This window comes from Microbacterium sp. LWH7-1.2, assembly GCF_038397755.1.
GTDB lineage: Bacteria > Actinomycetota > Actinomycetes > Actinomycetales > Microbacteriaceae > Microbacterium.
In genome coordinates this window covers 3,939,779-3,963,469 of record NZ_CP151637.1, presented here as the reverse complement: position 1 = coordinate 3,963,469, position 23,691 = coordinate 3,939,779, and the positions used below count along the sequence as shown (strand labels likewise).

Annotated in this window: 17 protein-coding genes; 6 read left to right on the top strand and 11 right to left on the bottom strand. The window is 71.3% G+C overall.

Annotated elements, in window-relative coordinates; all coding sequences use genetic code 11:
• Position 1: 1 nt before the first annotated feature.
• Positions 2-2,968 (top strand): ATP-binding cassette domain-containing protein, encoded by a 2,967-nt coding sequence (locus tag MRBLWH7_RS18345; protein ID WP_341997116.1) that lies wholly within the window; start codon positions 2-4, stop codon positions 2,966-2,968.
• A gap of 96 nt (positions 2,969-3,064) precedes the next feature.
• Here the strand turns inward: MRBLWH7_RS18345 and metH are convergent, their stop codons facing one another.
• From metH to MRBLWH7_RS18325, 4 genes are all read right to left on the bottom strand, one after another.
• Positions 3,065-6,697 (bottom strand): methionine synthase, encoded by a 3,633-nt coding sequence (gene metH / locus MRBLWH7_RS18340; RefSeq protein WP_341997114.1) that lies wholly within the window; start codon positions 6,695-6,697, stop codon positions 3,065-3,067.
• 155 nt (positions 6,698-6,852) lie between these two features.
• Complete coding sequence (locus tag MRBLWH7_RS18335) at positions 6,853-7,650, bottom strand: LLM class F420-dependent oxidoreductase (RefSeq protein ID WP_341997112.1); 798 nt, start codon at positions 7,648-7,650, stop codon at positions 6,853-6,855.
• A gap of 118 nt (positions 7,651-7,768) precedes the next feature.
• Positions 7,769-8,731: a permease prefix domain 1-containing protein gene (locus MRBLWH7_RS18330; RefSeq protein ID WP_341997110.1), complete on the bottom strand. Its 963-nt coding sequence runs from the start codon at positions 8,729-8,731 to the stop codon at positions 7,769-7,771.
• Position 8,732: 1 nt separating this feature from the next.
• The gene (locus tag MRBLWH7_RS18325; RefSeq protein ID WP_341997108.1) at positions 8,733-9,068 is read right to left on the bottom strand and encodes a PadR family transcriptional regulator; all 336 of its coding nucleotides are present in this window, start codon (positions 9,066-9,068) and stop codon (positions 8,733-8,735) included.
• 148 nt (positions 9,069-9,216) lie between these two features.
• On the opposite strand from MRBLWH7_RS18325, the gene MRBLWH7_RS18320 reads away from it, so the two are divergent.
• Positions 9,217-10,224, top strand: coding sequence for an o-succinylbenzoate synthase (locus MRBLWH7_RS18320; protein ID WP_341997106.1), 1,008 nt, complete (start codon positions 9,217-9,219; stop codon positions 10,222-10,224).
• Positions 10,225-10,493: 269 nt separating this feature from the next.
• On the opposite strand, the gene MRBLWH7_RS18315 is transcribed toward MRBLWH7_RS18320, so the two are convergent.
• Entirely contained in the window at positions 10,494-11,132 is a 639-nt protein-coding gene (locus MRBLWH7_RS18315; protein ID WP_341997104.1) for a helix-turn-helix domain-containing protein, read from the bottom strand.
• A gap of 135 nt (positions 11,133-11,267) precedes the next feature.
• Between MRBLWH7_RS18315 and MRBLWH7_RS18310 the strand changes: the two genes are divergently transcribed.
• The 4 genes from MRBLWH7_RS18310 (at position 11,268) to MRBLWH7_RS18295 (ending at position 18,000) form a co-directional block, all read left to right on the top strand.
• Positions 11,268-14,165, top strand: a complete 2,898-nt coding sequence (locus tag MRBLWH7_RS18310; RefSeq protein WP_341997102.1) for an MMPL family transporter — start codon at positions 11,268-11,270, stop codon at positions 14,163-14,165.
• Positions 14,162-16,234, top strand: a complete 2,073-nt coding sequence (locus MRBLWH7_RS18305) for a YhgE/Pip family protein (protein ID WP_341997100.1) — start codon at positions 14,162-14,164, stop codon at positions 16,232-16,234. The genes MRBLWH7_RS18310 and MRBLWH7_RS18305 overlap by 4 nt, the downstream gene beginning before the upstream one ends.
• A gap of 182 nt (positions 16,235-16,416) precedes the next feature.
• Positions 16,417-16,917, top strand: coding sequence for a nitroreductase/quinone reductase family protein (locus MRBLWH7_RS18300; RefSeq protein ID WP_341997098.1), 501 nt, complete (start codon positions 16,417-16,419; stop codon positions 16,915-16,917).
• 144 nt (positions 16,918-17,061) lie between these two features.
• Complete coding sequence (locus MRBLWH7_RS18295) at positions 17,062-18,000, top strand: hypothetical protein (protein WP_341997096.1); 939 nt, start codon at positions 17,062-17,064, stop codon at positions 17,998-18,000.
• Positions 18,001-18,009: 9 nt separating this feature from the next.
• Here MRBLWH7_RS18295 and ccsB read toward each other — a convergent pair whose 3' ends face one another.
• The 6 genes from ccsB to MRBLWH7_RS18265 all read right to left on the bottom strand — a co-directional run bounded on the left by ccsB (position 18,010) and on the right by MRBLWH7_RS18265 (position 23,669).
• A complete protein-coding gene (ccsB, locus tag MRBLWH7_RS18290; protein WP_341997094.1) occupies positions 18,010-19,077 on the bottom strand; it encodes a c-type cytochrome biogenesis protein CcsB in 1,068 nt (355 codons plus the stop codon).
• Positions 19,078-19,082: 5 nt separating this feature from the next.
• Positions 19,083-20,783 carry a cytochrome c biogenesis protein ResB gene (locus tag MRBLWH7_RS18285; protein ID WP_341997092.1) on the bottom strand — a complete coding sequence of 567 codons (1,701 nt, stop codon included), beginning with the start codon at positions 20,781-20,783 and terminating at the stop codon, positions 19,083-19,085.
• Between the two features lie 28 nt (positions 20,784-20,811).
• Complete coding sequence (locus MRBLWH7_RS18280) at positions 20,812-21,642, bottom strand: cytochrome c biogenesis protein CcdA (protein WP_341997090.1); 831 nt, start codon at positions 21,640-21,642, stop codon at positions 20,812-20,814.
• Complete coding sequence (locus MRBLWH7_RS18275) at positions 21,639-22,289, bottom strand: TlpA disulfide reductase family protein (RefSeq protein WP_341997088.1); 651 nt, start codon at positions 22,287-22,289, stop codon at positions 21,639-21,641. Before MRBLWH7_RS18275 ends, MRBLWH7_RS18280 begins: the two co-directional genes overlap by 4 nt.
• A complete protein-coding gene (locus MRBLWH7_RS18270; protein ID WP_341997086.1) occupies positions 22,286-22,915 on the bottom strand; it encodes a histidine phosphatase family protein in 630 nt (209 codons plus the stop codon). Before MRBLWH7_RS18270 ends, MRBLWH7_RS18275 begins: the two co-directional genes overlap by 4 nt.
• A gap of 76 nt (positions 22,916-22,991) precedes the next feature.
• Entirely contained in the window at positions 22,992-23,669 is a 678-nt protein-coding gene (locus tag MRBLWH7_RS18265) for a DedA family protein (protein ID WP_341997084.1), read from the bottom strand.
• Positions 23,670-23,691 lie beyond the last annotated feature (22 nt).

The following is a 23,691-nucleotide window of genomic DNA, read 5'->3' as shown; positions in this document are numbered from 1 at the left end:
CATGACGTTCCGACCCGGTCCCCTGCGAGCCGCGGCGATCCTCGCCGCAGGGTTCGTGGCGGCCCGGGTCGTCTACCGCATCCTCTTCCACGGCGCCGACGGCGACGGCTTCGTCCTGCTGGACCTTCCGGCGGTGCGACTGCCGTCGCCGTTCGCGCATGTGGTGCTGCTGGGCCCCGTCACGGTCGACGGACTGTGGGATGCTGCGGCCAGCGCCCTGCCGATCGCGCTCGCGATCCTGGCATTCGGCGTGGTGAACGCCGTCGTCGACCTGCACCGGGTGTTCGCGCGCGCGTCGCGACGCGGCCCGCTTCGCGGCATCGCGCGGGCGCTCGCCATCGCGGCGGCGACGCTCCCCTCCCTGGCCGACGGCGCCCGGGCGGTGCGGTTCGCGCAGCGCCTCCGCGGCGAGCGGGGCGGGGCACGGATGCTGCTCCCCCTGCTGGAACGCACACTCGAGCGCGCCGGAGCCGTCGCCGCAGCGCTCGAGCTGCGCGGCTTCGCGGGGCGCGGGCTCGCCGGGGACTGCCTCGCCCCGGTCGAGGCCGAGGGCATGGAGCTCGGCTTCGGCGACGGCACCGCGGGACGAGGCATCCGTCTTCCCTCCTCGCTCGCGCTCGCGGCGGGCACGCTCACGCTCGTCGTCGGGGCGACAGGGTCGGGCAAGTCGACGCTGCTCCGCGCGATCTCGGGACTGCACCCGCACACGGACGGCGGCTGGATCGCCGGATCGCTGCGGGTCGTCGGCCACGAGCGCGCCGCCGTGCCCCCGCGCGACCTCGCGCGGCGCGTGGGTGTCGTGCTGCAGCATCCGCGTGACGCGTTCGCCACCGAGCGCGTCCGCGATGAGATCGGGCTCTCGCTCGAACTGCGCGGTGTCGCACCCGTGATCGCCGCCGCCCGCGTGGCCGAGGTCGCCGACCGCGTCGGGGTGACGCCGCTGCTCGACCGCCCCACGCGGGGCCTCTCGGCCGGCGAGGCGACGCTCGTCGCGATCGCGGCGGCGATCGTCGAGCACCCGATCCTGCTGCTCGTCGACGAACCGCTCGCCGACCTCGACGCCGACGCCCGCGTGCGGATCGCCGGCCTGCTCGATGCCCTCGCGCACGAGGCGGGGTTGTGCGTCGTGGTGGCCGAGCACCGTGTGGACGCAGTCGCAGGGATCGCCGACACGGTGCTGAGGATCGACGGCGGCGTGATCGGCTCCGCGGAGTCACCCACGGGTTCGGGGCGCACCGCCGACGTTCGGGGCGCACGGCATACGCCCCGAACGCACGGGATGCGCCCCGAAGCCGGACAGGCGCGGGAGCGCGTGCTCCGCGCCTGCGGAATCACCGTGCGTCACCGCGACACGGTGGCCGTGGCCGGGGCGGACGTCGAGCTGCACGCCGGCGAGATCGTCGCCCTCGTCGGTGCCAACGGCGCCGGCAAGTCGAGCCTGCTCGCCGCGCTCGCGCTGCCGGCCCGAGGGACGGAGATCGAGTCGACCGGTCGGGTGGCGCTGGTTCCGGACGCCTCCGACGACCTCTTCGTCTCCGACACCGTTGCGGCCGAATGCCGCCGAGCCGATCGCCGGGCCGCGCGCGCTGCCGCATCCGCGACCGCCGCGCGGTTCGCGGGGTTCCTGGGCCTCGACCCCGGTTCCCCCGTGTTCGCGGCGCGGATGGCACGGCACCCGCGCGACCTCTCAGCGGGCGAACGGCGCTGCCTCGCCCTGGCGATCCAGCTTGCGGGCTCGCCGCGAGTGCTCATGGTGGACGAACCCACGCGCGGCCTCGACCCCGCCGCACGCGACCTGGTCTGGGCGGCGCTCACCTCGCTCGCCGCTTCCGGCACCGCCGTGCTGGTGGCATCGCACGAGCCCGCCTTCATCGCCCTCGCCGACCGGACCCTGACGATGAGCGCAGGCGTGCTGGCCGCAGCATCCGTCCCGGTCGCGATGCCGGCGACCCGATCTTCGCTCTCTCCCTCCGACCGTTCGCAGGACCAATACGGGGGCGACTGGTTCGCCGCCCGGAATTCTGCGGCTGTCGACGGCGGTCGCGTGGAGAGTCCTGCAAACGGCAGTGGAGACGGGACGACGGGTGACCCGAGGCATCGCGGCGCCGGATCCGCCGGACCCCGCCCACTCGGCGGAGGCGTCGGCGGACGACGCGACTCGCCGCGGCGCAGGCGCGCAGCTGCACCGCTCGCCGCACTCGCGGCCGCGAACCTCGTCGCGCTCGGGGCGTTCTGCTGGCCACTCGTCGCGACCGCGGTGCCCGAGCAGGCGCACGCGGCCGTGCCGATCGCGGCGCTCGCCCTGGTGCCGCTCGCGGCGCTCGTCGTCGTCGCGACACTCGACGGCAGCGTGCGGTCGGCTCACATGCTCGCGCTCCTCGGCACGCTCGCCGCGATCGGTGCGGCCGTGCGTATCGCAGGCACCGGCGTCGGCGGCGTCGAGGCGGTGTTCATTCTGCTGATCCTCGCCGGCCGCGCCTACGGGGCCAGGTTCGGGATGCTGCTCGGCATGGCGACCATCGCCCTCTCCACCCTCATCACGGGCACGTTCGGCCCGTGGACGCCGTTCCAGATGTTCGCGTGCGCGTGGGTGGGCGCCATCGCCGGACTGCTGCCACGACGGATGCCGCGCGCCGGCGAGATCGCGATGCTGAGCGTCTACGGCGTCGTCGCCTCGTACGCGTTCGGCCTGCTGATGAACCTGTGGTTCTGGCCGTTCGCCGTCGGCTACGGCACCGGCATCTCGTACGACGGCGGCGCACCGCTCGATGTGAACCTCTCGAGCTTCCTGCTGTACTCGCTCGTCACCTCGACCCTCAGCTGGGACACCCTCCGCGCGGTCACCACCGTCATCGGACTGGTCGTCGTCGGACGGCCGATCCTCGCGGCACTGCGCCGCACGAAGCCGCTGGCATCGGGTGCCCAGTCCATCTCCGCCCCGCGAGAGCGCGCCGCTGCCCTGTCGTGAAGGTCGCGTGCCGGGAGGAGCCCACGTGACCACCGCGACCGCCGCAACGCCGCCCATACCTGCCACCTTCACGGATGCCGCAGCCCGCGGCATCCGTCAGACGGAGAAGTACTTCGCCTCGGGGTGGTGGAAGACGAAGGCGTCCGTCGACTGCTCGGGGTGCAGCTGCAGCTCCTCGCTGAGCTCGACGCCCATGCGCTCGGGGCGAAGGAGCTCGACGACCTTGTGGCGGTCCTCCATGTCGGGGCACGCGGGGTAGCCGAGGGAGAAGCGGGCGCCGCGGTACTCGAGCTTGAAGAGGCCCGCGGTGTCGGTCGGGTCTTCGTGCGAGAAGCCGAGCTCGGAGCGGATGCGCGCGTGCCAGAACTCGGCGAGCGCCTCTGTCAGCTGCATCACGAGCCCGTTGAGCTCGTAGTAGTCGCGGTACTTGTCGGCGGCGAAGAGCTTCGCCGTGACCGAGTCGATGTTCGCGCCCGCGGTCACGAGCTGCACCGGCAGCACGTCGACCTGACCCGACTCGCGCGATCGGACGAAGTCGGCCAGGCACAGGTGGCGGTCGCGGCGCTGGCGCGGGAAGTGGAAGCGGAGGCGGTCGGTGCCCAGCGTGCCGCCCGAGCCGCCGTCGGGGGCCAGGAGACCTGGGGCGCCGAGGGCACCCGACGGGTCGTCCCGGTGGTGCAGCACGACGACGTCGTTGTCCTCCGACACGACAGGGAAGAACCCGTACGCGACCGAGGCGTCGAGCATGCCCTCGGCGAGGATGCGGTCGAGCCAGTACCGCAGCCGCGGCCGGCCCTCGGTCTCGACGAGCTGCTCGTACGTGGCGCCGTCCTCGCCGCGGCCGGGCTTGAGGCCCCACTGGCCCATGAACGTCGCACGCTCGTCGAGGAACGCCGCGTAGTCGTGCAGCGCGAGACCGCGGACGATGCGGGTGCCCCAGAACGGCGGGGCGGGCACGGGATTGTCGGATGCGACGTCCGAGCGCGCGGGCATCGCCTCGGGCTCGGTCAGCGTGAGCTTGGAGCCGGCCGCGTGGCGCCGCTTCTTCAGCGCCGGCAGACCGACGGACGCCGGGTCGGCGCCGCGAGCGATCTTCACCAGCGGCTCCATCAGCGCGAGGCCCTCGAACGCGTCGCGCGCGTACCGCACCTCGCCGTCGAACAACGAGGCGAGGTCGTCCTCGACGTACGCGCGCGTGAGCGCGGCGCCGCCGAGGATCACCGGCCACTTGGTGCCGAGACCGCGCGAGGTGAGCTCCTCGAGGTTCTCCTTCATCACGACCGTCGACTTCACGAGCAGGCCCGACATGCCGATCACGTCGGCGCCGTGCTCCTCGGCGGCGGCGATGATGTCGGCGATCGGCTGCTTGATGCCGAGGTTGATGACGTCGTACCCGTTGTTGGTGAGGATGATGTCGACGAGGTTCTTGCCGATGTCGTGCACGTCGCCGCGGACGGTCGCGAGCACGATGCGGCCCTTGCCCGAGGCATCCGACTTCTCCATGTGCGGTTCGAGGAGAGCGACCGCGTTCTTCATCACCTCGGCGGACTGCAGCACGAACGGCAGCTGCATCTCGCCGGCGCCGAACCGCTCGCCGACGACCTTCATGCCCTCGAGCAGGTGGTCGTTGATGATCTGCAGGGGCGACAGCCCGCCCGCGCGGGCGAGGTCGAGGTCGGCCTCGAGGCCCTTGCCCTCACCGTCGATGATGCGGCGCTCGAGCCGCTCGCCGACCGGCAGGGCCGCGAGCTCGGCCGCCCGCTGGTTGCGCAGGGCCGCGGTGTCGACGCCGGCGAAGAGGTCGAGCATCCGTGCCAGCGGGTCGTAGGTGACGTTGCCGTCGGCGTCGTACTCGCGGCGGTCCCACACCAGGTCGAGGGCGACCTTGCGCTGCTCCTCCGAGATCGACGCGAGCGGCACGATCTTGGCCGCGTCGATGATGCCGGAGGTCAAGCCCGCCTCCACCGCCTCATGGAGGAACGCCGAGTTCAGCACGCTGCGCGCGGCCGGGTTCAGACCGAATGACACGTTCGAGACGCCGAGCGTCGTGTTGATGCCGGGGTACTTCTCGGTGATCTGCCGGATCGCCTCGATCGTCTCGATCGCATCGCGCCGGGTCTCCTCCTGGCCGGTCGCGATCGGGAAGGTGAGGCAGTCGACGATGATGTCGTTGACGCGCAGGCCCCACTCGCCCACGAGCTCGTCGACGAGGCGCGAGGCGATCTGCACCTTGCCGTCCGCGGTGCGGGCCTGGCCGTGCTCGTCGATCGTCAGCGCGACGACGGCGGTGCCGTGCTCCTTGACGAGCGGCATGATGCGGCCGAACCGCGAGGTGGGGCCGTCGCCGTCCTCGTAGTTCACGGAGTTCACGACCGGACGACCGCCGATGAGCTCGAGACCGGCGGCGATGACCGCGGGCTCGGTGGAATCGACGACGAGCGGGAGCGTCGAGGCCGAAGCGAGCCGCGAGACGACCTCGCGGATGTCGGCGACGCCGTCGCGGCCGACGTAGTCGATGCAGACGTCGAGCAGGTGCGCGCCGACGCGGATCTGATCGCGGGCGATCTCGACGCAGTCGTCCCAGCGCTGCTCCAGCATCGCCTCGCGGAACGCCTTCGAGCCGTTCGCGTTGGTGCGCTCGCCGATCGCGAGGTACGAGGCGTCCTGCTGGAACGACACGTGCTGGTACAGCGACGCGACGCCCGGGTCGAGCTCCGGGCGGCGCGCCTCGACGCCCCCGACCGGACGCAGGCGCTCGACGACCGCGGCGAGGTGCTCGGGCGTGGTGCCGCAGCACCCGCCGACGAGGCCCAGCCCGAACTCGCGCACGAATTGCTCATGCGCGGTCGCGAGCTCGACGGGCGTCAGCGGATAGTGCGCTCCGTTCGCGCCGAGCACGGGCAGGCCGGCGTTGGGCATGCAGGCGATCGGCACCGTCGCGTGCTTCGAGAGGTGCCGCAGGTGCTCGCTCATCTCGGTCGGACCGGTGGCGCAGTTGAGGCCGATCGCGTCGACCCCGAGCGGCTCGATCGCCGTCAGCGCAGCGCCGATCTCGGACCCCATCAGCATGGTGCCGGTGGTCTCGACGGTCACCTCGACGAAGATCGGGAGGCGGATGCCGCGGCTCACGATCGCCTGACGACAGCCGTTGATCGCGGCCTTCGTCTGAAGGAGGTCCTGGCTCGTCTCCACCAGGAAGGCGTCGGCGCCGCCGTCGATGAGGCCTTCGGCCTGCAGCGCGAAGGTCTGCTTGAGGTTGTCGTAGGTGGTGTGCCCGAGGCTCGGGAGCTTGGTGCCCGGACCCATCGACCCGAGCACCCAGCGCACGCGGCCGTCGGCGGCCTCGGCAGCCTCGACGCGCTCGCGCGCGATGCGGGCGCCCCTCTCGGCGAGCTCGGCGATGCGATCGACGATGCCGTAGTCGTCGAGGTTCGACCAGTTCGCGCCGAACGTGTTCGTCTCGACGGCGTCGACACCGACCGCGAGGTACGCGTCATGGATCTCGCCCACGACGTCCGGGCGCGACACGTTGAGGATCTCGTTGCACCCCTCGAGCCCCTGGAAGTCGCCGTCGATCGAGAGGTCGTACCGCTGAAGCATGGTGCCCATCGCGCCGTCGGCGATGACGACCCGCTCGCGCACGCCGTCGAGCAGCTGCTGCGAGCGCGCGGGACGCGGAACCCCGTCGATGTCGAGGCTGAACCGGGGTGCGGGCGGTGCTGCGGTCACCCCGGCGATTTTAGTCGCCGGCCTGTCTTGTGGTTCGTTCGTGACGGATGCCCGCCCCGGCGCGGCGCCCCCCAGCCCCGCACCGGTCCGCGGAGGATGACGGATGCCGCGGCCCGGCGCCGTGCGCCGGGCGGCAGCATCCGTCGGGAAAAGAGTCAGGCGTTCTTGGCGTCGCGCCAGGCCAGCCACTGGCGGATGAGGTCGTAGTCCCAGTCGGGGCCGTGGAAGCCGAGCGTGAAGAGGCGCACGCCGGCGTCGTAGAGCTCGTCGGCGTAGGCCTCGTCGCGGCGGTGCAGCTCGTTCGAGATGACCAGGTTCGACGTGTCGCGCTGCTCGCGCCCGGCCCACCGCTCGATGACGCCGAGCTTGTGGGGCAGGTGGTCCGGGCGCACGAAGCTGTGCCAGATGTCGGCGTGGCGGGCGACGAGGCGCAGCGTCTTCTGCTCGCCCGAACCTCCGATCATGACCGGGATGTCTCGCGTCGGGGCCGGGTTGAGCTTCTGCCAGCGCGCCTCGATGCGCTCGAGCCCGGCCGCGAGGTCGTTCAGGCGCGACCCGGCGGTGCCGAAGTCATACCCGTACTCCTCGTAGTCCCGGGCGAACCAGCCCGAGCCGGTGGCGAAGATGAAGCGGCCGACGCCGTCCTTCGCGGAGATGTGGTCGATCGTGCGGGCCATGTCGGCCTGCAGGTCGGGGTTGCGGTAGCTGTTGCAGTTGACGAGGGCACCGAACTCGACGCGCTCGGTCTGCTCCGCCCACGCGGCGAGCATGGTCCACGACTCGAAGTGCAGGCCGTCGGGGTCGCCGGTCAGCGGGAAGAAGTGGTCCCAGTTGAAGAGGATGTCGACGCCCATCTCCTCGAGGCGGAGAACCGCGTCGCGGAAGGCGGAGTAGGGGGCGTGCTGGGGCTGCAGCTGCACGCCGAGGCGCACAGGAGTGTCGAGGAGGGGCATGGGGAAAGACTAGGGCCGCCGCGGAGGGGTGGTCCTCGTTGGAGGGATTGCGCCGGGATGCGGAGCGAGATCGGGTCTCGCGTCCGCATCCCGGCTCGGGTCCTCAGGTGAGCGCGCGTCACGGCCGACGCGCGCGCACCGCCTTGAGAGAGGCATCCACCGTGTCCCAGATCGCGACTCCCGCGATCACGAAGCCGATCACCGTCCCCACGATCGGGCCGACGACGTCAGCGTCGTCGGAGATGATCGTCGCGAAGTACTCGGGGTTGATGAGGCGTCCCTCGAACAGCAGCCACAGCGCCGGCACCGCGATGACGAGGTTCAGGATGCCGTTGGCCACGGCCAGCGGCACAGTCCAGCGTCCGACGGCGTAGACGGCGACGGCGAGCACGGCTTCGAGTGCCATCACGCCGAAGAGCGCCAGGATCCACCAGGGCCAGAGGCCCGGGTCGAGGAACGAGAGCCCCGGCTCGGTGGGCACGAAGCCGACGAAGAGGTCCCACATCACGACGCCCGCCATGATCACGAGGAACGCGAGCGAGGTGATCATGTCGCCGAGGCCGGCGCCGCGCTGCCGTGGCTCGGGCAGCTGGTCGGGTGTCCAGGGCTGGCCGGTCATCGTCTCGTGGCCGGTGCGCTCGAGGATGACGAAGACCAGGGTGGTCCAGAACGCAAGATGCACGACCACAGTGAGGATCAGCGGCACGACGGCGCCGACGATCTCACCGAACGAGGCGCCGTCGAGCACCATCGCGAGCGAGACCCCGAACGCCGCGCACGCGGGCACGATGTAGAGGAGCAGCTTGAGCAGCCGCCACCAGTCGAGGAAGTACTTCGGACCGACGAGCCACAGGGGGCGATCGGTGTACAGCGCGGCGAGCTTGTCGGGATCCCCGAGGTCGGTGAGCACCGCGCGCTCGGCCGAGGCGAACTCCTCGCCGTCGGCGATGCGCGCCTCGATCTGGTCGTCGATGGAGCCTCGCAGCTCGGCGGCGAGGTCGGACCGCTGGGTCTCGGGGACGGTCCGCGTGGCGGCGTCGACGTAGCGGTCGGTGAGGGTGGCGGGGGTGGTGGCGTGCATGTCAGTTCTCCTGGGGAAGGTCGTCGATCGCCGTGGCGATCGCGTGGAATTCGTCGGTGAGAGCGCCCGCCAGGCGCGAACCGGCGGGGCTGGTGCGGTAGAACTTGCGCGGACGGGACTCGTCGGTGTTCCACTCGCTCGTGAGGTACCCCTGCTTCTCGAGGCGTCGAAGCAGCGGGTAGAGGGTGTTGGCGTCGGTGGAGAAGCCTCGCTCCCCCAGCTCTTCGAGCAATCCGTAGCCGTACCCGGGCGTCTCGAGCAGCCGCAGGCACGCCAGCACGACCGTGCCGCGCCGCAGCTCCTGCAGGTGCGTCTCGAGGATCTCGGATTCGCTCATGCCTCACACCATACTGTGTGTCACACACTATCGTCAACGGCACATCGATGTTCGCGTCACCTGCGGTGTCTCTACGCGAGAACGCGGAAGACACGTACATTCAACGCAAGCGAACGGAGGCGTCGGCGACTGGGGGCAGGATGGAGGCGTGAGCAGCGCAGCAGACCTCCCCCCGCTCGCCGAGATCCTCGACACCGCGCACGTGGTGGCGCTGCCGCTCGCGACGCGGTTCCGCGGCATCGACGTGCGCGAGGCGCTCCTCTTCGAAGGTCCGGAGGGCTGGGCCGAGTTCTCCCCCTTCGCCGAGTACGACGACGTCGAGGCTTCGACGTGGCTGGCTGCCGCCATCGAGGATTCACGGATGCCGCGCCCCGCCGCCCGCCGGGAGCTCATCGGCGTCAACGCCACCGTGCCAGCCGTGGCTGCAGCATCCGTTCCGTCCGTTCTCGCGCGATACGACGGCTGCCGGACCGCGAAGATCAAGGTGGCCGAGCCCGGACAGGTGCTCGCGGACGACGTCGCCCGCGTGCGCGCGGTGCGCGAGGCGATGGGGCCTGAGGGGCGCATCCGCGTCGATGCCAACGGCGCGTGGAACGTCGACGAGGCCGAGCACGCGGTGCATGCGCTGGCCGAATTCGACCTCGAGTACGTCGAGCAGCCGTGTGCGAGCGTCGAGGAGCTCGCCGAGCTGCGCCGGCGCGTGAAGTACATGGGCATCCCGATCGCGGCGGACGAGAGCGTGCGCAAGGCGACGGATCCCCTCGCCGTGGCACGAGCGGGCGCGGCCGACCTGCTGGTGATCAAGGCGCAGCCGCTCGGTGGGGTGCGGCGGGCGCTCGGAATCGTCGAGGTGGCCGGGCTTCCCGCGATCGTGTCGAGCGCTCTCGATACGTCCGTGGGGCTGTCGATGGGCGTGGCGCTGGCTGCGGCGCTCCCTGAGCTCGACTACGACTACGACTGCGGGCTCGGCACCGCGTCGCTGTTCACGGCCGACGTCGTGGATCCGCCACTCACGCCGCGCGCCGGCGTGCTCGCCGTGGGCAGGGTGACCCCCGACCCGGCGCTGCTCGCCGCGCACGCGGCATCCGCCGACCGCCGTCAGTGGTGGCTCGACCGCGTGGCCCGCTGCTACGACGTGCTTCGCACCGCGCAGTGACGCCGGCGGGGCTCAGTGCCTGAGGAAGGCTCGGGGCGTTTCGACTCGCAAGCTCGCTCAACGACCGGGGAACTCGGAGGGGTCGACAAGCGCGGGGGGTTTCGACTCGCAAGCTCGCTCAACGACCGGGGAACTCGGAGGGGGTCGACAAGCGCGAGGCGTTTCGACTCGCAAGCTCGCTCAACGACCGGGGAACTCGGAGGGGGTCGACAAGCGCGGGGGGTTTCGACTCGCACGCTCGCTCAACGACCGGATAGAGCCCGAGGAGATCAGAGGGGGTCGACGAGAGCCGTGGCGAGCCGCGCGGTGCGCTCGTTCACGAGAGCGTGCGTCTGGGCGGTGCTGAGGCCCGACATGATGGCGAAGGCCGAGGTGTCTTCCCAGGTCTGCAGGATGATGCCGGCGAACTCTCGCGCGGGCACGCGCAAGCGGAACCGATACGTGAGCGCAAGCTCCTCGATGAACGAGCCGACGCGCTCGACCATCCCCGTCTGCCACGCGAGGTAGGTCTCGGCGAGCCGCGGATCGCGCATGGCGCGGGTGCGGATCTCGCTCGTCAGCAGGATGCCCTGCTTCTTGTCGAACGCGACGTCGAGCAGCTGGCGCACGAGGGCGCCCGGCTCGAGGTCTTCGCCGCGCTCCTGCAGCAGAGCCACGCGCTCGGCGACCTCGTCGATCTTCTCGCCGGCCACTCGTTCGGTGAGCGCCAGCATGAGCTCGTCCTTGGTCTCGAAGTTCGAGTAGAACGCCCCCCGCGTGAAGCCCGCGCGCTCGCAGATCGCTTCGACGGATGCTGCATCCAGGCCGACTTCCGCGAACACCAGGGCGGCGGCATCCAGCAGCTTCTGCCGGGTCGCCTCGCGACGACGAGAGGTGCCGGTCGCTTCGGCCACGGGGGTGTCGGTCATCGGTCCTCCATCTCGTCCAGTCTCACACGCACTACTCAGGTTCGGGCCACGGGTCCGCCCTACGATACACTCATGTATCCGATACAGCGCTGTATCGACGGTTCCCGAACTCTCCACCCGTAACCGGAGGCGCTGTTGTCGACTCTTCTGTACGCGCTCGGCCGCTGGACCTACCGCCACCCGTGGCGGGTGCTGGTCTCGTGGCTGCTGCTGCTGCTGATCGCCCTCGGCTTCGCCGCACCTCACCTGGGCGGCACCGACAACTCCTTCACGATCCCCGGCACCGAGGCGCAAGAGGGCATCGCCCTCCTCGACCGCAGCTTCCCGCAGGCGAGCGGCACGAGCGCGCAGCTGGTGATCGTCACCGCGGAAGGCGACCACATCGACGAGGATCCCTACGCGGCTGCGATCGACGACACCGTCGCGCACCTCGAGGACCTCGGCGGCGTCATCGCCGTGACCGACCCCTTCAACGAGATGGTGACGGGCATGGTGTCGGACGACGACTCCGCCGCGATCATCCGTCTGCAGTTCGACGGCCAGTCCACCGATGTCTCGGACGAGACGAAGGAAGGCCTCGAAGACGTCGCCGACGACCTGCGCGAGACGCTCCCCGAGGGCTCGCAGGTCGCCATGGGCGGCGACCTCTTCTCGACGTCCGTGCCCGCGCTGTCCCTCATCGAGGCGGTGGGCGTGCTGATCGCGCTGTTCGTCCTCATCGTGACGTTCCGCTCGTTCGCCGTCGCGTGGTTCCCGCTCGTGTCCGCGCTCATCGGAGTCGGCCTCGCGATCGCGCTCATCTTCGTCGCCACGGCGTTCGTCTCGGTGTCCTCGACGACGCCGATGCTCGCGATCATGCTGGGCCTCGCGGTCGGGATCGACTACGCCCTGTTCATCGTCGCGCGACATCAGGACCAGGTGCGCGCCGGTGTCGAGCCCGAGGAGTCCGCCGCGCGCGCGACCGGCACCGCGGGGTCCGCCGTCGTGTTCGCCGGCATCACGGTGCTCATCGCCCTCATCGGCCTCGGCTTCGCCGGCATCCCCTTCCTCACGACGATGGGCATCGCCGCCGCCGTCGCCGTGGCGATCGCCGTCGTGGTCGCCATCACGCTGACGCCCGCCCTCCTCGGCTTCGCGAAGCACCGCGTCGCCGGCTGGGGCCACGGCAGGAAGCGGAGAGGGATGCCGCTTCCCGGCGCCCGCCGCTCCACGACGCCGGAAGCCGACAGCGCGGCGGGGACCGCGGACCCCGATGTCGAGGCGGGCGAAGCGGCACTCCCGGCGCCCGCGCTGAAGAAGAGGACGAACCGCTGGGTGCAGTTGGTGACCAGGCACCCGATCGTCACCACCGTCGCCGTGGTCCTCACCCTCGGCGTCATGGCGATCCCTGCCGCGAGCCTCGCGCTCGCCCTGCCGAACGCCGGCCAGCAGCCGGAGTCGAGCCAGGCGCGTCAGGCGTACGACCTCACGGCCGAGCATTTCGGTCCGGGGTCGAACGGGCCGCTCATCATGACGGGCACGATCGTGACCTCCACGGATCCGCTCGGACTCATGGCCGATCTCAAGGCGGAGATCGAGAAGGTCCCCGGCGTGAAGGAGGTCGCCCTCGCGACGCCGAACGAGACCGCCGACACCGGGCTGATCCAGATCGTGCCCGAGACGGCACCCGACGACCCCGCGACCGCCCAGCTCGTCCGCGATCTGCGCGCGCTCGCCCCGGAGCTCGAGGACGAGTACGGCGTCGACCTGAAAGTGACCGGATTCACCGCCGTCGGCATCGACATCTCGGACCGCCTCGGCGCCGCCCTGCTGCCATTCGGCGTGTTCGTCGTGGGGCTGTCGCTCGTGCTCCTCATGATCGTGTTCCGCTCGATCTGGGTGCCGATCAAGGCCGCTCTCGGCTACCTGCTGTCGGTGATGGCGGCGTTCGGTGTCGTCGCCGCCGTGTTCGAGTGGGGCTGGGGCGCGGACCTCCTGCACGTGGACCGCACGGGCCCGGTGATCAGCTTCATGCCCATCATCCTCATGGGCGTGCTGTTCGGACTGGCGATGGACTACGAGGTCTTCCTCGTCAGCCGTATGCGCGAGGACTACGTCCACGCCCGCCGCGCCGCCGGCGGCCATGCGACGCGCAGCGGTCGCGACATCGCGGTCGGCGCCGTGCGCTCGGGCTTCACGGCCTCGGCGCGCGTGGTCACCGCGGCGGCCGTCATCATGTTCGCGGTGTTCGCGGCCTTCGTGCCCGAGGGCGACTCGTCGATCAAGCCCATCGCGCTGGGCCTCGCCGTCGGCATCGCCGTCGACGCCTTCCTCGTGCGCATGACGCTCGTGCCGGCCATCATGACGCTGCTCGGCGACAAGGCGTGGTGGATGCCGCGCTGGCTCGAGCGGGTCCTCCCCCACTTCGACATCGAGGGTGAGGCCGTCGAGCGCGAGCTGTCGCTCGCCGGGTGGCCGGAGCCGGACACGACGGCCGTGGTCGTCGGCGACGGCGTCGCCGTGCGCGCGGACGCGGGCGGCTCGGCCGGCGAGGTCGTGCTGTTCGAGGACGCCGCGTTCCGCGTCGAGCCGGGCGGCACGCTCATCGCGACCGGCGAACCCCGCGCCGCGCGGGCCTTCGCGCTCACGATCGCGGCGCGGCTCGCCAGCACCGACGGACGCCTGCGCGTCGCCGGGCACCTGCTCCCCGAGCGCGGGGCCTGGGTGCGCGCGCACGTCGGGCTCGCGCTCCTGGCCGACGCCGACGATCGCGTTCCGGCGCTGCGCCGAGCCCTCGCCGGAAGGACAGGCCTCGTCGTGATAGAGGGCGTCGACGCGCTCGATCACGCGGAGCGCGACCAGGCCGCAGCGCTGCTCCGCGACGCGGCTGCGGCGCTGGCCGCGAGTGATGAGCGTCTGACGCTCGTCGTGACCGGCCGCACCGAGAGCGCGGCTCTCGCGCTCCTCGCGGACGCGCACCGCCCCGACGTGACCTCGATCACGCTGCGCCCCGCCACCGCCCAGACCACCCCCACCGCAGAGGTGAACGCATGACCCCGAACTGGATCACCACGGCCGTCGAGCGCGCGCGCTCGACGCGGCCCGTCACGTGGCTGACGCTGATCGGCGTGCTGCTGCTGCCCGTCGTCATCGGCGGCATCCTGGTGGCCGCGCTGTACAACCCGGTGGAGCGGCTCGACAACCTGACCGCAGCCATCGTGAACGAGGACGAGCCGGTCACGGTCGACGGGCAGCTGGTGCCGCTCGGCCGCCAGCTCACCGCCGGCCTCGTCGAGGGCTCGGACGACCTCGACAGCAACCTCACCTGGACGCTGTCGAACGCGGATGACGCGGCCGCAGGCCTCGCGGACGGCACGTACGCCGCCGTCATCACGATCCCCGAGAACTTCACGGCGGCCGCCCTGTCGACCCGGCCGGGCGAGACGCCCGAGCAGGCCACGATCGAGGTGACGACGCCGCCCGACAGCCTCATCGTCGACGACGCCATCACGGCGCAGGTCGCCTCGGCGGCCGCCTCCACCATGGGGGCGCAGCTGTCGACCGTCTACCTCGAGAACGTCTTCCTCGGTTTCACGACGCTGGGCGACCAGCTCGGCACCGCCGCCGACGGCGCGCAGCAGCTCGCGGACGGCGCGACCCAGGCCGCCGACGGCGCGGCCGAGTTGCCGGGCGGCATCTCGCAGCTCGCCGACGGGAACGAGCAGCTGGCTGACGGGGCCTCGCAGCTCGCGAGCGGCGCCGGTCAGATCGCGGGCGGCGCGACATCGCTGCAGTCGGGGCTCACGACGATCGCCGGCAAGACGCGCGAGGCCGCGGGCGGTGCGCAGCAGATCGCGGACGGCGTGAACGCCGGAGCCGCGACGCTCGAGCAGAACGGGCTCGTTCCCGACCCGGTGTCGAACTTCGCGGACACGGCCGCCGCCAGCACGGCCGCGACGGCGCAGGCGATCGGCACGCAGGCGGCCACTCTCGCGAAGCTCGCGGCCCAGTGCGCACCGGCCGGTTCCGACTTCTGCACGCAGCTCGCGACCGCCGCAGCTGACACGGGCGACGCGGCAGAACAGGCCGCCACGGCAGCGAAGGATGCCGGCACCACGCAGTTCGCCCTGAAGGCGTTCGACACGGACGGCACGGCGAAGCTCGCCGCCCAGTTCCGGGAGATCGGCGCCGGGGTCGGCACACTCGCGGGGGGTCTCACCCAGCTCGCCGGCGGCATCGACCAGTCGGCCGCGGGCGCGGGCCAGCTGGCGACCGGCGTCACCGGCATCCAGAGCGGTGCGAGCGGTCTCTCCGACGGCGCATCGCAACTGGCCTCTGGCGCAACCCAGGCCGCCGACGGTGCGACGAGCCTCGCCGACGGTATGGCCCAGCTCGCGGACGGCACCGGCGAGCTCGCGACCGGCCTCGCCACAGCATCCGATTCCCTCCCGTCGTACACCGACGACGAGGCGACCGACCTCGCCGCCGTGGTGGCGAACCCCGTGGAGGCCGAGGGCGTGGGCACGTCCCTGTTCGGCGCTTCCGCCATCCCCCTGCTCGCGACCCTCGCGCTGTGGTTCGGCGGGCTCGGCACCTTCGTCGCGCTTCAGGCGGTGTCGCGTCGCGCACTCACGTCGCGCAAGCCCTCGGCGGCGCTGGCGCTTCGCTCGTTCGCGCCGGCCGCCGGACTCGGTGCGCTGCAGGGTCTGCTGGTCGCCGGCGTCGTGCAGCTCGCCGCGTCGTACGCATGGGCGGACTGGTGGGTGTTCGCCCTGGTCGCGGTCGTCGCGGGCATCGCGTTCTCCGCGGTGAACCAGGCGCTGATCGCCGTGTTCGGCGGCGCCGGGCGCTGGATCGCCGCGCTCATCGGCGTGTTCGCCGTCGCGACCGGCGTCGTTTCGACGGTGCCCGGTGTGCTCTCGAGCGTCGCGGCGCTGCTGCCCACCGGCCCCGCCTACAACGGCATGCTCGCAGCCCTCACGTCGGCGTCCGGCCTCGGCGCCGCGATCGCCGGCCTCGTGGTGTGGACGCTTCTCGGCCTGGGCGCGACGATCCTGGCGGTCGCGCGCCGGCGCAGCACATCGGCGCGGGCGCTGCTGAAGGCGACCCCCGCGACCGCCTGACCCGCTCATGCTCGGCGCGTTGGTCGGGTTTGGGGCGCAATCCGGAGGTTCGGGGCGCACAGCACGCGCCCTGAACGCGCGGCACACGCCCCAAACCGTCTCGGCGGCCTCGTTCCTTCGGCGGCGGACTCTGGCCGATCGGCCGATTGCCCACGCCGGGCCGGGGCGCCAGGATCGGAGCCATGAACGCCCCCTCCCCGCATCCGACCGAGGCGCCGCGCGAGAGCGCCCGGATCCCGCCGCGCTGGTTCATCCGAACCGCGTGGGTCGTCCATCGTGCGCTGTACCGTGTGACCGGCGGACGCGTGGGGCTGCGGCATCCGTCCCCCACCGTCTACGGGATGATGCGCCTGCACACGGTCGGCCGCCGGTCGGGCAGTCCGCGCGTCGCGATCCTCGGGTACTTCGAGGACGGCCCCGACCTCGTCACCCTCGCGATGAACGGCTGGGGCGACCCGCCGCCGGCGTGGTGGCTGAACCTCAAGGCCCGGCCCGCGGCATCCGTGGATCTTCCCGATGGCACGCGCGACGTGCTCGCCCACGAGGCGACGGGTGCGGAGCGCGAACGCCTGTGGGCAGTGTGGCGCACCCTCGAGGGCGACGCGGACCTCGACGCCTACGCGGCGCTGCGCAACCGCGAGACCCCGGTGGTCGTCCTGAGCCCCCGGCCCGCCGCGGCCTGACCCTACTCGCTGCGATCCGTCCGTGCGCGCACGCGTTGCGGAGGGGCGGATGCCGCGTTCCGGCGTATCTCGGAGCCCCCAGCACCCCTCTCCCTTGACGAGTAGCCGTTCACCCCGGACGACGTCGAATCGGTGGGAGCCGACATGAAAGGACGTCTCGCCTCAGCAGCGCTGATCGGCGCGGTGCTGGCCCTCCTGACCGGATGCGTCGCGCACGGCGACGCGCCGCCCGCGGACCCGGTGCCGAACCCCTCGCCGGGAGACGTCGATGGCGGCGCTCCCCCGCCCTTCCCGGGAACGCCTCCGGGCGACCACGTCCCCGTCGATCCCCAGCCCACCCTGTTGCCGCCTCCGATCGGCGGCCCCGACGACGAGGGTGCAGACATCGGCGGCGGCAAGGGAGACGCCGTGATCGCGTTCCAGGAGCGCTGCGCGCGCGGCGTCGAGGAATGGCGCGATGCCCTCGTCGACTACCCCGATCACATGAGCGTGACGATCGAGGTCGGCGCCAACTACAACGCGGCCGTCGACGCGCGCTCCGAGCCTCTTCCCGCCGACGAGGTCGTCGAGGTCCAGGACGGCACGGCGACGAGCGAAGCCGTCCTCGTGAAGTGCACCGTGGCCGCGCGGCTGACCGCCGTCGGCGAGGCGCTGGAGGTCGTCCGCCGGACCGGAGAGACGGACGCAGGATGGGTGCTGCAGGAGTTCACGCCGAGCGGCGTCATCGAGTGGTCGTGGACCGTGACCGCCCACAAGCCCGTCGACGAGCAGCTGCGACTCGAGCTTCGACCCGCCATCGTCGTCGACGAGTCGGCGGGCGATCTCGAGTACGCGGGGAAGAATGTGTCGTCGTTCACGACAGACGTGCGCGTGAAGGCGTCGGCGCTCCACCACGCCGCCTACTGGGTCGACGTGAACCGGCCGCTCATCTGGACGATCGGAAGCGCGGTCGGAGCGGCGATCCTCGCCGTCATCGTGTGGTGGAGGAAAGTGCGCAGCCCCCGAAAGGACTCACCGCCGAGTGAGCCGACGAAAGGTCCCGCTCCCCTTTCGCGAACAGCTGCTCGCGGCAGCACAACGTGACGGGTGAGCTCAGCTGAGGCCCGAATAGGCGTGCAGGCCCTTGAAGAACATGTTGACGATGGTGAAGTTGAAGATCACGGCGGTGAAGCCGATGATCGACAGCCACGCCGACCGCGCACCGCGCCAGCCCCGCGTCGCGCGCGCGTGGATGTAGCCCGCGTAGAGCACCCAGATCACGAAGGTCCAGACTTCCTTGGTGTCGAAGCCCCAGTAGCGGCCCCACGCGTCGTTCGCCCAGATCGAGCCGGCGATGAGAGTGAAGGTCCAGAAGATGAACCCGAGGATCGCGAACCGGTATGCCAGCGACTCGAGCGCATCGGCGCTCGGGAGGGTCTTGAGGAAGCCCGGTCCGGTCTTGACGCCATCGGATGCTGCGGCTTCCGCCTTCGCGAGAGCCGCGATCCTCGTCTCGCGCCGGGCCTGCATGAGCTGCAGCACCGAGAGGCCGAACGCGAGGGCGAACAGCGCGGTTGCGAGCGACGCGACGAAGACGTGGATGACGAGCCACACGGACTTGAGCGGGTCCATGAGGGGGACGATGTCGGTGTAGAACCAGATGGCCGTGCCGCCCAGCAGCACCACCACGAGGCCGGTGATGAAGGTGCCCAGGAAGCGCAGGTCGTAGCGGAAGAGCACACCGAGGTAGACGGCGACGATGAGGAGCGTGCCGGTGAGGGCGAACTCGTACATGTTCGACCACGGCACGCGCCCCGCGGCGATGCCGCGGGTGACGTCGCCGCCGAGGTGGAACAGGAACCCGAGCACCGCGAGCGACGTCCCGATGCGGGCCCACACGAGCCGCGCGCGCTTTCCGACAGGAGCGTTGAGAGCCTCCTCCGACGCCGTCTCCTGAGCGCGCATCTGCTCGACGATGCCGGTACGCGAGCCGGCGCCTGCGGCGACGAGCTCGCGCTCGCGCGCGGTCTGGGCGGCGGCGTCCTTCGCATCGACGGCCAGGGCGCCGCGGCGGGCCAGGTCGACCGCGTACGCGATGAACGCGAGGGCGTAGATCGCGATGGCCGTCCAGACCAGCAGCACCGAGACCGAGTCGAGGGTGAGGGGGGAGGCGTCGGGCATGGCTCTCAGTCTACGTCGGGGGTGGATTCGCGCTGGGAGTCGAGGTCGCCCGCGGGAGCGGCGCCGGCGAGCGACGCGAGGTGACGCTGGGCGAACTGCTCGACCGCGCCGTCGAGCGCGGGGTCCTCCCCACGCGCCAGACCGGCGTACTCGAGGTGCACGGTGTGGCCCTGCCTGGTCGCCTTCACCCACATGCGCCGCCGCGGCACGAAGAGCGCGGCGAGCAGGCCAGCTGTCGCGAGCACCGCGAACACGAGCACCCAGGCTGCGGCGGCGTCGCGGTGGATCGAGAGCGACACGTAGCGCTTGACCGAGTCCTGGAAGCCGGCGGCGTCCGGTGCCTCGTTCTCGAACGTGATGGTGCCGAGGCCGTCCGGAAGGTCAACGGTGTCGCCGGGCTTCAGCGCGAGCGATTCGGTGCCCGAGTCGCCGCCGGCGAGCTGCGTCATCTCGCTCGGGTCGAGCGTGTACACCGACTTCGGCACGCCGCCGTCGATGCCGAGGTCGCCGGCGTAGACCCAGAACGTGAGCATCGGATACTCGAGGTCGCCGTACACCGAGGTGTAGGCGCCGTTCGTGAGCTCCTGCGCGGTGGGATAGAAGAAGCCCACGAGGCCGACCTGCTCACGGAGGCCGTCCGGCACCTTCACGACTCCCTGCGAGGTCATGTTGTTGTCCTGCGGCAGGAACGGCACCGACTCCGAGAACACCACGTCACCGTCAGCGTTGCGGATCGTGATGGTGGGCGCATAGCCGTTGCCCATCAGGTAGACCTTGTCGCCGGCGATCTGCAGCGGGTGGTTGACGCGCACCTCGCCTTCGGCGGCGTCGGCGTCCGGGAACCGGGTCGTCAGGTGCGCGACGAAGTCGCCCGCCTGGCCCGCGCCCTTCCTACCCGGGGTCACGTACGAGAGTGAGAAGTCGTCGAGGGTGAGCGCGTAGGGCTCGAGGGCGTCCTCGTCGACGAACCGGCCCGGGTTGAACGATGTGTAGTCGAGCATCGTGTTGACCCACGTGCGGCCCTCGATGATGACCGTCTGGCCGGTGTATGTGAACCCGCCGCCGATGCCGACCGCGAGCAGCACGCCGACCAGCGACGCGTGGAACACCAGGTTGCCGGTCTCGCGCAGGTACCCGCGCTCCGCCGACACCGAGAGCCCCTTCGCGCCGTCGTAGCGGGCGACGCGGTACCCCGCCTTCTTCAGCTGCCGCCCGGCGGCCTCGATCGCGGTCGCCGCGGCGGCGGCGGCATCCGTGTCGTTCTGGTATTCCAGGATCTCGGAGCGATGGGCGTCAAGACGAGCCAATCGCACCGGGGTGCGCGGCGGCCGCGCGCGCATCGCCTTGTAGTGGTGCGTGGTGCGCGGGATGACGCATCCGACGAGCGAGACGAACAGCAGGATGTAGATCGCCGAGAACCACGGCGACGTGTACACGTCGAACAGGCTCAGGTTGTCGAGCACCGGCGCGAGGTCGGCGTTGTCGACGAAGTACTGGCGCACGCCGTTGGGGTCGGCGCTGCGCTGCGGGACGAGGGAGCCCGGCACGGCGGCGATCGCGAGCAGGAGCAGGAGCACGAGGGCGGTGCGCATCGACGTGAGCTGACGCCAGCCCCAGCGCAGCCACCCGACGATGCCGAGAGCGGGCTGAGTGATGTCGGATGCTGCGGAGTCCGCGTGGTCGGAGGGCCTGAGGGGGTCGGTCATCTCGTCGGTCGTGGAACCTTCCGGAGCGTCAGAGCGGGGCCGGGACACTGGCGAACACCCCCTGGAGCTGGGCCATCACGGCGGTCCAGACACCCGTCACCATGAGCAGGCCCAGCACGATGAGCAGGGCGCCGCCGATGAGGTTGACCACGCGGATGTGGCGCCGCACGAACGACACCGAACGCGTCGCCCACCCGAACCCGAGGGTGAGGAGGAGGAACGGTATGCCGAGGCCCAACGAGTACGCGACGCCCAGCAGCGCTGCGCGCGCGGCCGAGCCGGAGTCGAACGCCATCGTCAGGATGACCGCGAGGGTCGGGCCGATGCACGGCGCCCAGCCGATGCCGAGCGCGATGCCCAGCAACGGGGCGCCGATGAGCCCGAGGTTTCCGCGGACCTGCGGCCGCGCGATGCGCTGCGCGAGCCCGAACCACCCGATGAAGACGAGGCCCATCGCGATGATGACGACGCCGAGGATGCGCGTGATGAGGTCCTGGTACTCGAGCAGGAAGCGTCCCAGCGTGCCGCCGAGCATCGCCATGCTCACGAACACCACGGTGAACCCCGCGATGAAGAGGAGGACGCCGAGCACGAGGCGGCCTCGGGCGGGGCTGGGTTCAGGGTCCGTCGCAGGGTCGGCGCGTTTCGACTCCCTCGTTCCTCGCTCGCTCAACGACCGGGTCGCCGTGCCGACGGCCACGGGCGCCGGCCGCGGCGAGACCGCGCCGCCGATGAATCCGAGATAGCCCGGAACGAGCGGGAGCACGCACGGCGACAGGAACGAGATGGCGCCGGCGAGGATCGCGATCGGGATGGCGATCAGGAGCGACCCGTCGGCGACGAGGGCGCCGAGGTTCACGACTCCTCCAGGGCGTCGCGCACGATCGTCTCGAGGATCGAGGCCTCTTCGATCTGGCCGACCAGGCGCGCTGCCACGCGGCCCTGCTTGTCGAGCACGATCGTGACGGGCACGGCGTTGAGCGGGGTCTCCCCCGCGAAGGCGAGCTTGATCGAGCCGTCCTCGATCGCCAGCGCGCTGGGGTACTCGACGCCGTACTTCTCGGCGAAAGCCTGCGACGCCGCGGCGCCGTCGTACAGGTTCACGCCGAGGAATGAGACGCCCTGGCCCTGGAACTCCGCGTCGACAGCGGCCAGCTCGGAAGCCTCGACGCGGCACGGCGCGCAGCCGGCGTACCAGAAGTTCACGACGAGCACCTCGCCCGCATAATCGGCGCTCGTGGTCGAGCCGCCGGTGTCGAGCACGCCCTCGAACTCGACCGGCTCGGTGCGGTCTTCGGCCGGGATCTCGACGACGCGGAACCCGTCGGCGGCGACGAAGCCCTTGTTGTCGCCCGAGCGGTACTGCTCGGCGAGGGGGTCGCTCGTGCACGCGGCGAGCCCCGAGATCAGCCCGGCGACGAGGAGCGCGGATGCCGCGGCCCGCAGTCGTGCACCGCGTGTGGGGCGTTTCGACACGCAAGCTCGCTCAACGACCGGCTCGGTCATACCGCCCCCACGTCCACCGCGCCGGCCGTCGACGCCGGTTCGGCGTAGGCGGTCTCGGTCCACTTGCCGTCGACCATCTCGAAGCTCGTCACGCTCGACAGCGCGCAGCGCCGCGCCCGGGGGTCGTGCCGGAGCGGGAGCCCGGCCACCGCGAGGTGGGTGATCCAGATCGGGAGCTGATGCGACACGATGACGACGTCACCCGAGTCCGCGGCATCCCACGCGTGCGTCATCGCCGAGTTCATGCGGCCCACGACGTCCGCATACGGCTCGCCCCAGCTGGGCAGTGCGGGCTTGCGCAGATGCCGCCAGTTCCACGGGTTGATGAGGGCCATCGCCATGCGCTTGCCCTCGAAGACGTTGGTCGGCTCGATGACCCGCTCGTCGGCGACGGGGGTGAGTCCGAAGATCTCGGTGAACGGCACGGCCGACTCCTGTGTGCGCTGCAGGGGCGAGCACACGAGCGCGGACACGGGACGCTCGAGCGCCTCGATGTACTCGGCGGCCTGCCGGGCCATGTGGCGGCCGTCGACGCTGAGCCCATACCCCGGGAGTCGCCCGTAGAGCACGCGGGCAGGATTGTGGACCTCCCCGTGGCGCACGAGATGAAGGCGAGCGGCGGGCACCGGCCCAGTCTACGTGGGGGTGCTCTGTGGACCGGCTGAGCGTTCTCCCAGCTTCGTCGACCGGTCGACGGGGAGCTCAGTCGAGCCCGGGCTCGGGACCGCTCGACGTGCTGCGGGACGCGAGCACGGCGCGGACCCGCACGGAGAGGAACCACGCGACGCCTGCGACGGCGGCGGCGATGACGACGTACTGCAGGATGTCGGCGTACCGCTCGACGATGCGCCAGGACTCCCCGAGGAAGAAGCCCGAGAACACGAAGATCGAGTTCCACACCAGGCTTCCCGTCGCCGTCAGCAGCGTGAACCGCCACACCGGCATGCGGGTGATTCCCGCGGGGATGGAGATGAGGCTCCGGAAGATCGGGATCATCCGCCCGAAGAACACCGCCTTGCCGCCATGACGCCCGAACCACGCGACCGTGCGGTCGATGTCTTCCGGGCGCAGCAGCGGCACCTTGGTCGCGATCGTGCGCAGCCGCGCGATCCCGAGCCAGGCGCCGAGCCCGTAGAGGAGGAGTGCGCCGGCGACGGATCCGACGGTGGTCCACATCAGCGCCTCGACCAGCGAGAACGATCCGCGGCTGGCGGCGAGCCCCGCCATCGGCAGGATCACCTCGCTGGGCAGCGGTGGGAAGAGGTTCTCCATCGCGATCGCGATGCCCGCCCCGGCGGGTCCGATCACGTCCATCAGCGAGACGGCCCAGTCCGCGAGAGCGCTGAGCCAGGAGCCGTCGGTCGTCGTCGCAGTCGTCATTCGTCGGATCCCCGTCCGTCCG

Excerpts from the sequence above, each read along its gene's own strand:
- MRBLWH7_RS18325 (WP_341997108.1), bottom strand. The coding sequence starts at position 9,068 with ATGAGCGAATCCGAGATCCTCGAGACGCACCTGCAGGAGCTGCGGCGC.
- MRBLWH7_RS18345 (WP_341997116.1), top strand. The coding sequence starts at position 2 with ATGACGTTCCGACCCGGTCCCCTGCGAGCCGCGGCGATCCTCGCCGCA.
- MRBLWH7_RS18305 (WP_341997100.1), top strand. The coding sequence starts at position 14,162 with ATGACCCCGAACTGGATCACCACGGCCGTCGAGCGCGCGCGCTCGACG.
- MRBLWH7_RS18285 (WP_341997092.1), bottom strand. The coding sequence starts at position 20,783 with ATGACCGACCCCCTCAGGCCCTCCGACCACGCGGACTCCGCAGCATCC.
- MRBLWH7_RS18315 (WP_341997104.1), bottom strand. The coding sequence starts at position 11,132 with ATGACCGACACCCCCGTGGCCGAAGCGACCGGCACCTCTCGTCGTCGC.
- MRBLWH7_RS18330 (WP_341997110.1), bottom strand. The coding sequence starts at position 8,731 with ATGCACGCCACCACCCCCGCCACCCTCACCGACCGCTACGTCGACGCC.
- MRBLWH7_RS18275 (WP_341997088.1), bottom strand. The coding sequence starts at position 22,289 with ATGACCGAGCCGGTCGTTGAGCGAGCTTGCGTGTCGAAACGCCCCACA.
- MRBLWH7_RS18295 (WP_341997096.1), top strand. The coding sequence starts at position 17,062 with ATGAAAGGACGTCTCGCCTCAGCAGCGCTGATCGGCGCGGTGCTGGCC.
- ccsB (WP_341997094.1), bottom strand. The coding sequence starts at position 19,077 with ATGCCCGACGCCTCCCCCCTCACCCTCGACTCGGTCTCGGTGCTGCTG.
- MRBLWH7_RS18335 (WP_341997112.1), bottom strand. The coding sequence starts at position 7,650 with ATGCCCCTCCTCGACACTCCTGTGCGCCTCGGCGTGCAGCTGCAGCCC.
- MRBLWH7_RS18265 (WP_341997084.1), bottom strand. The coding sequence starts at position 23,669 with ATGACGACTGCGACGACGACCGACGGCTCCTGGCTCAGCGCTCTCGCG.
- MRBLWH7_RS18300 (WP_341997098.1), top strand. The coding sequence starts at position 16,417 with ATGAACGCCCCCTCCCCGCATCCGACCGAGGCGCCGCGCGAGAGCGCC.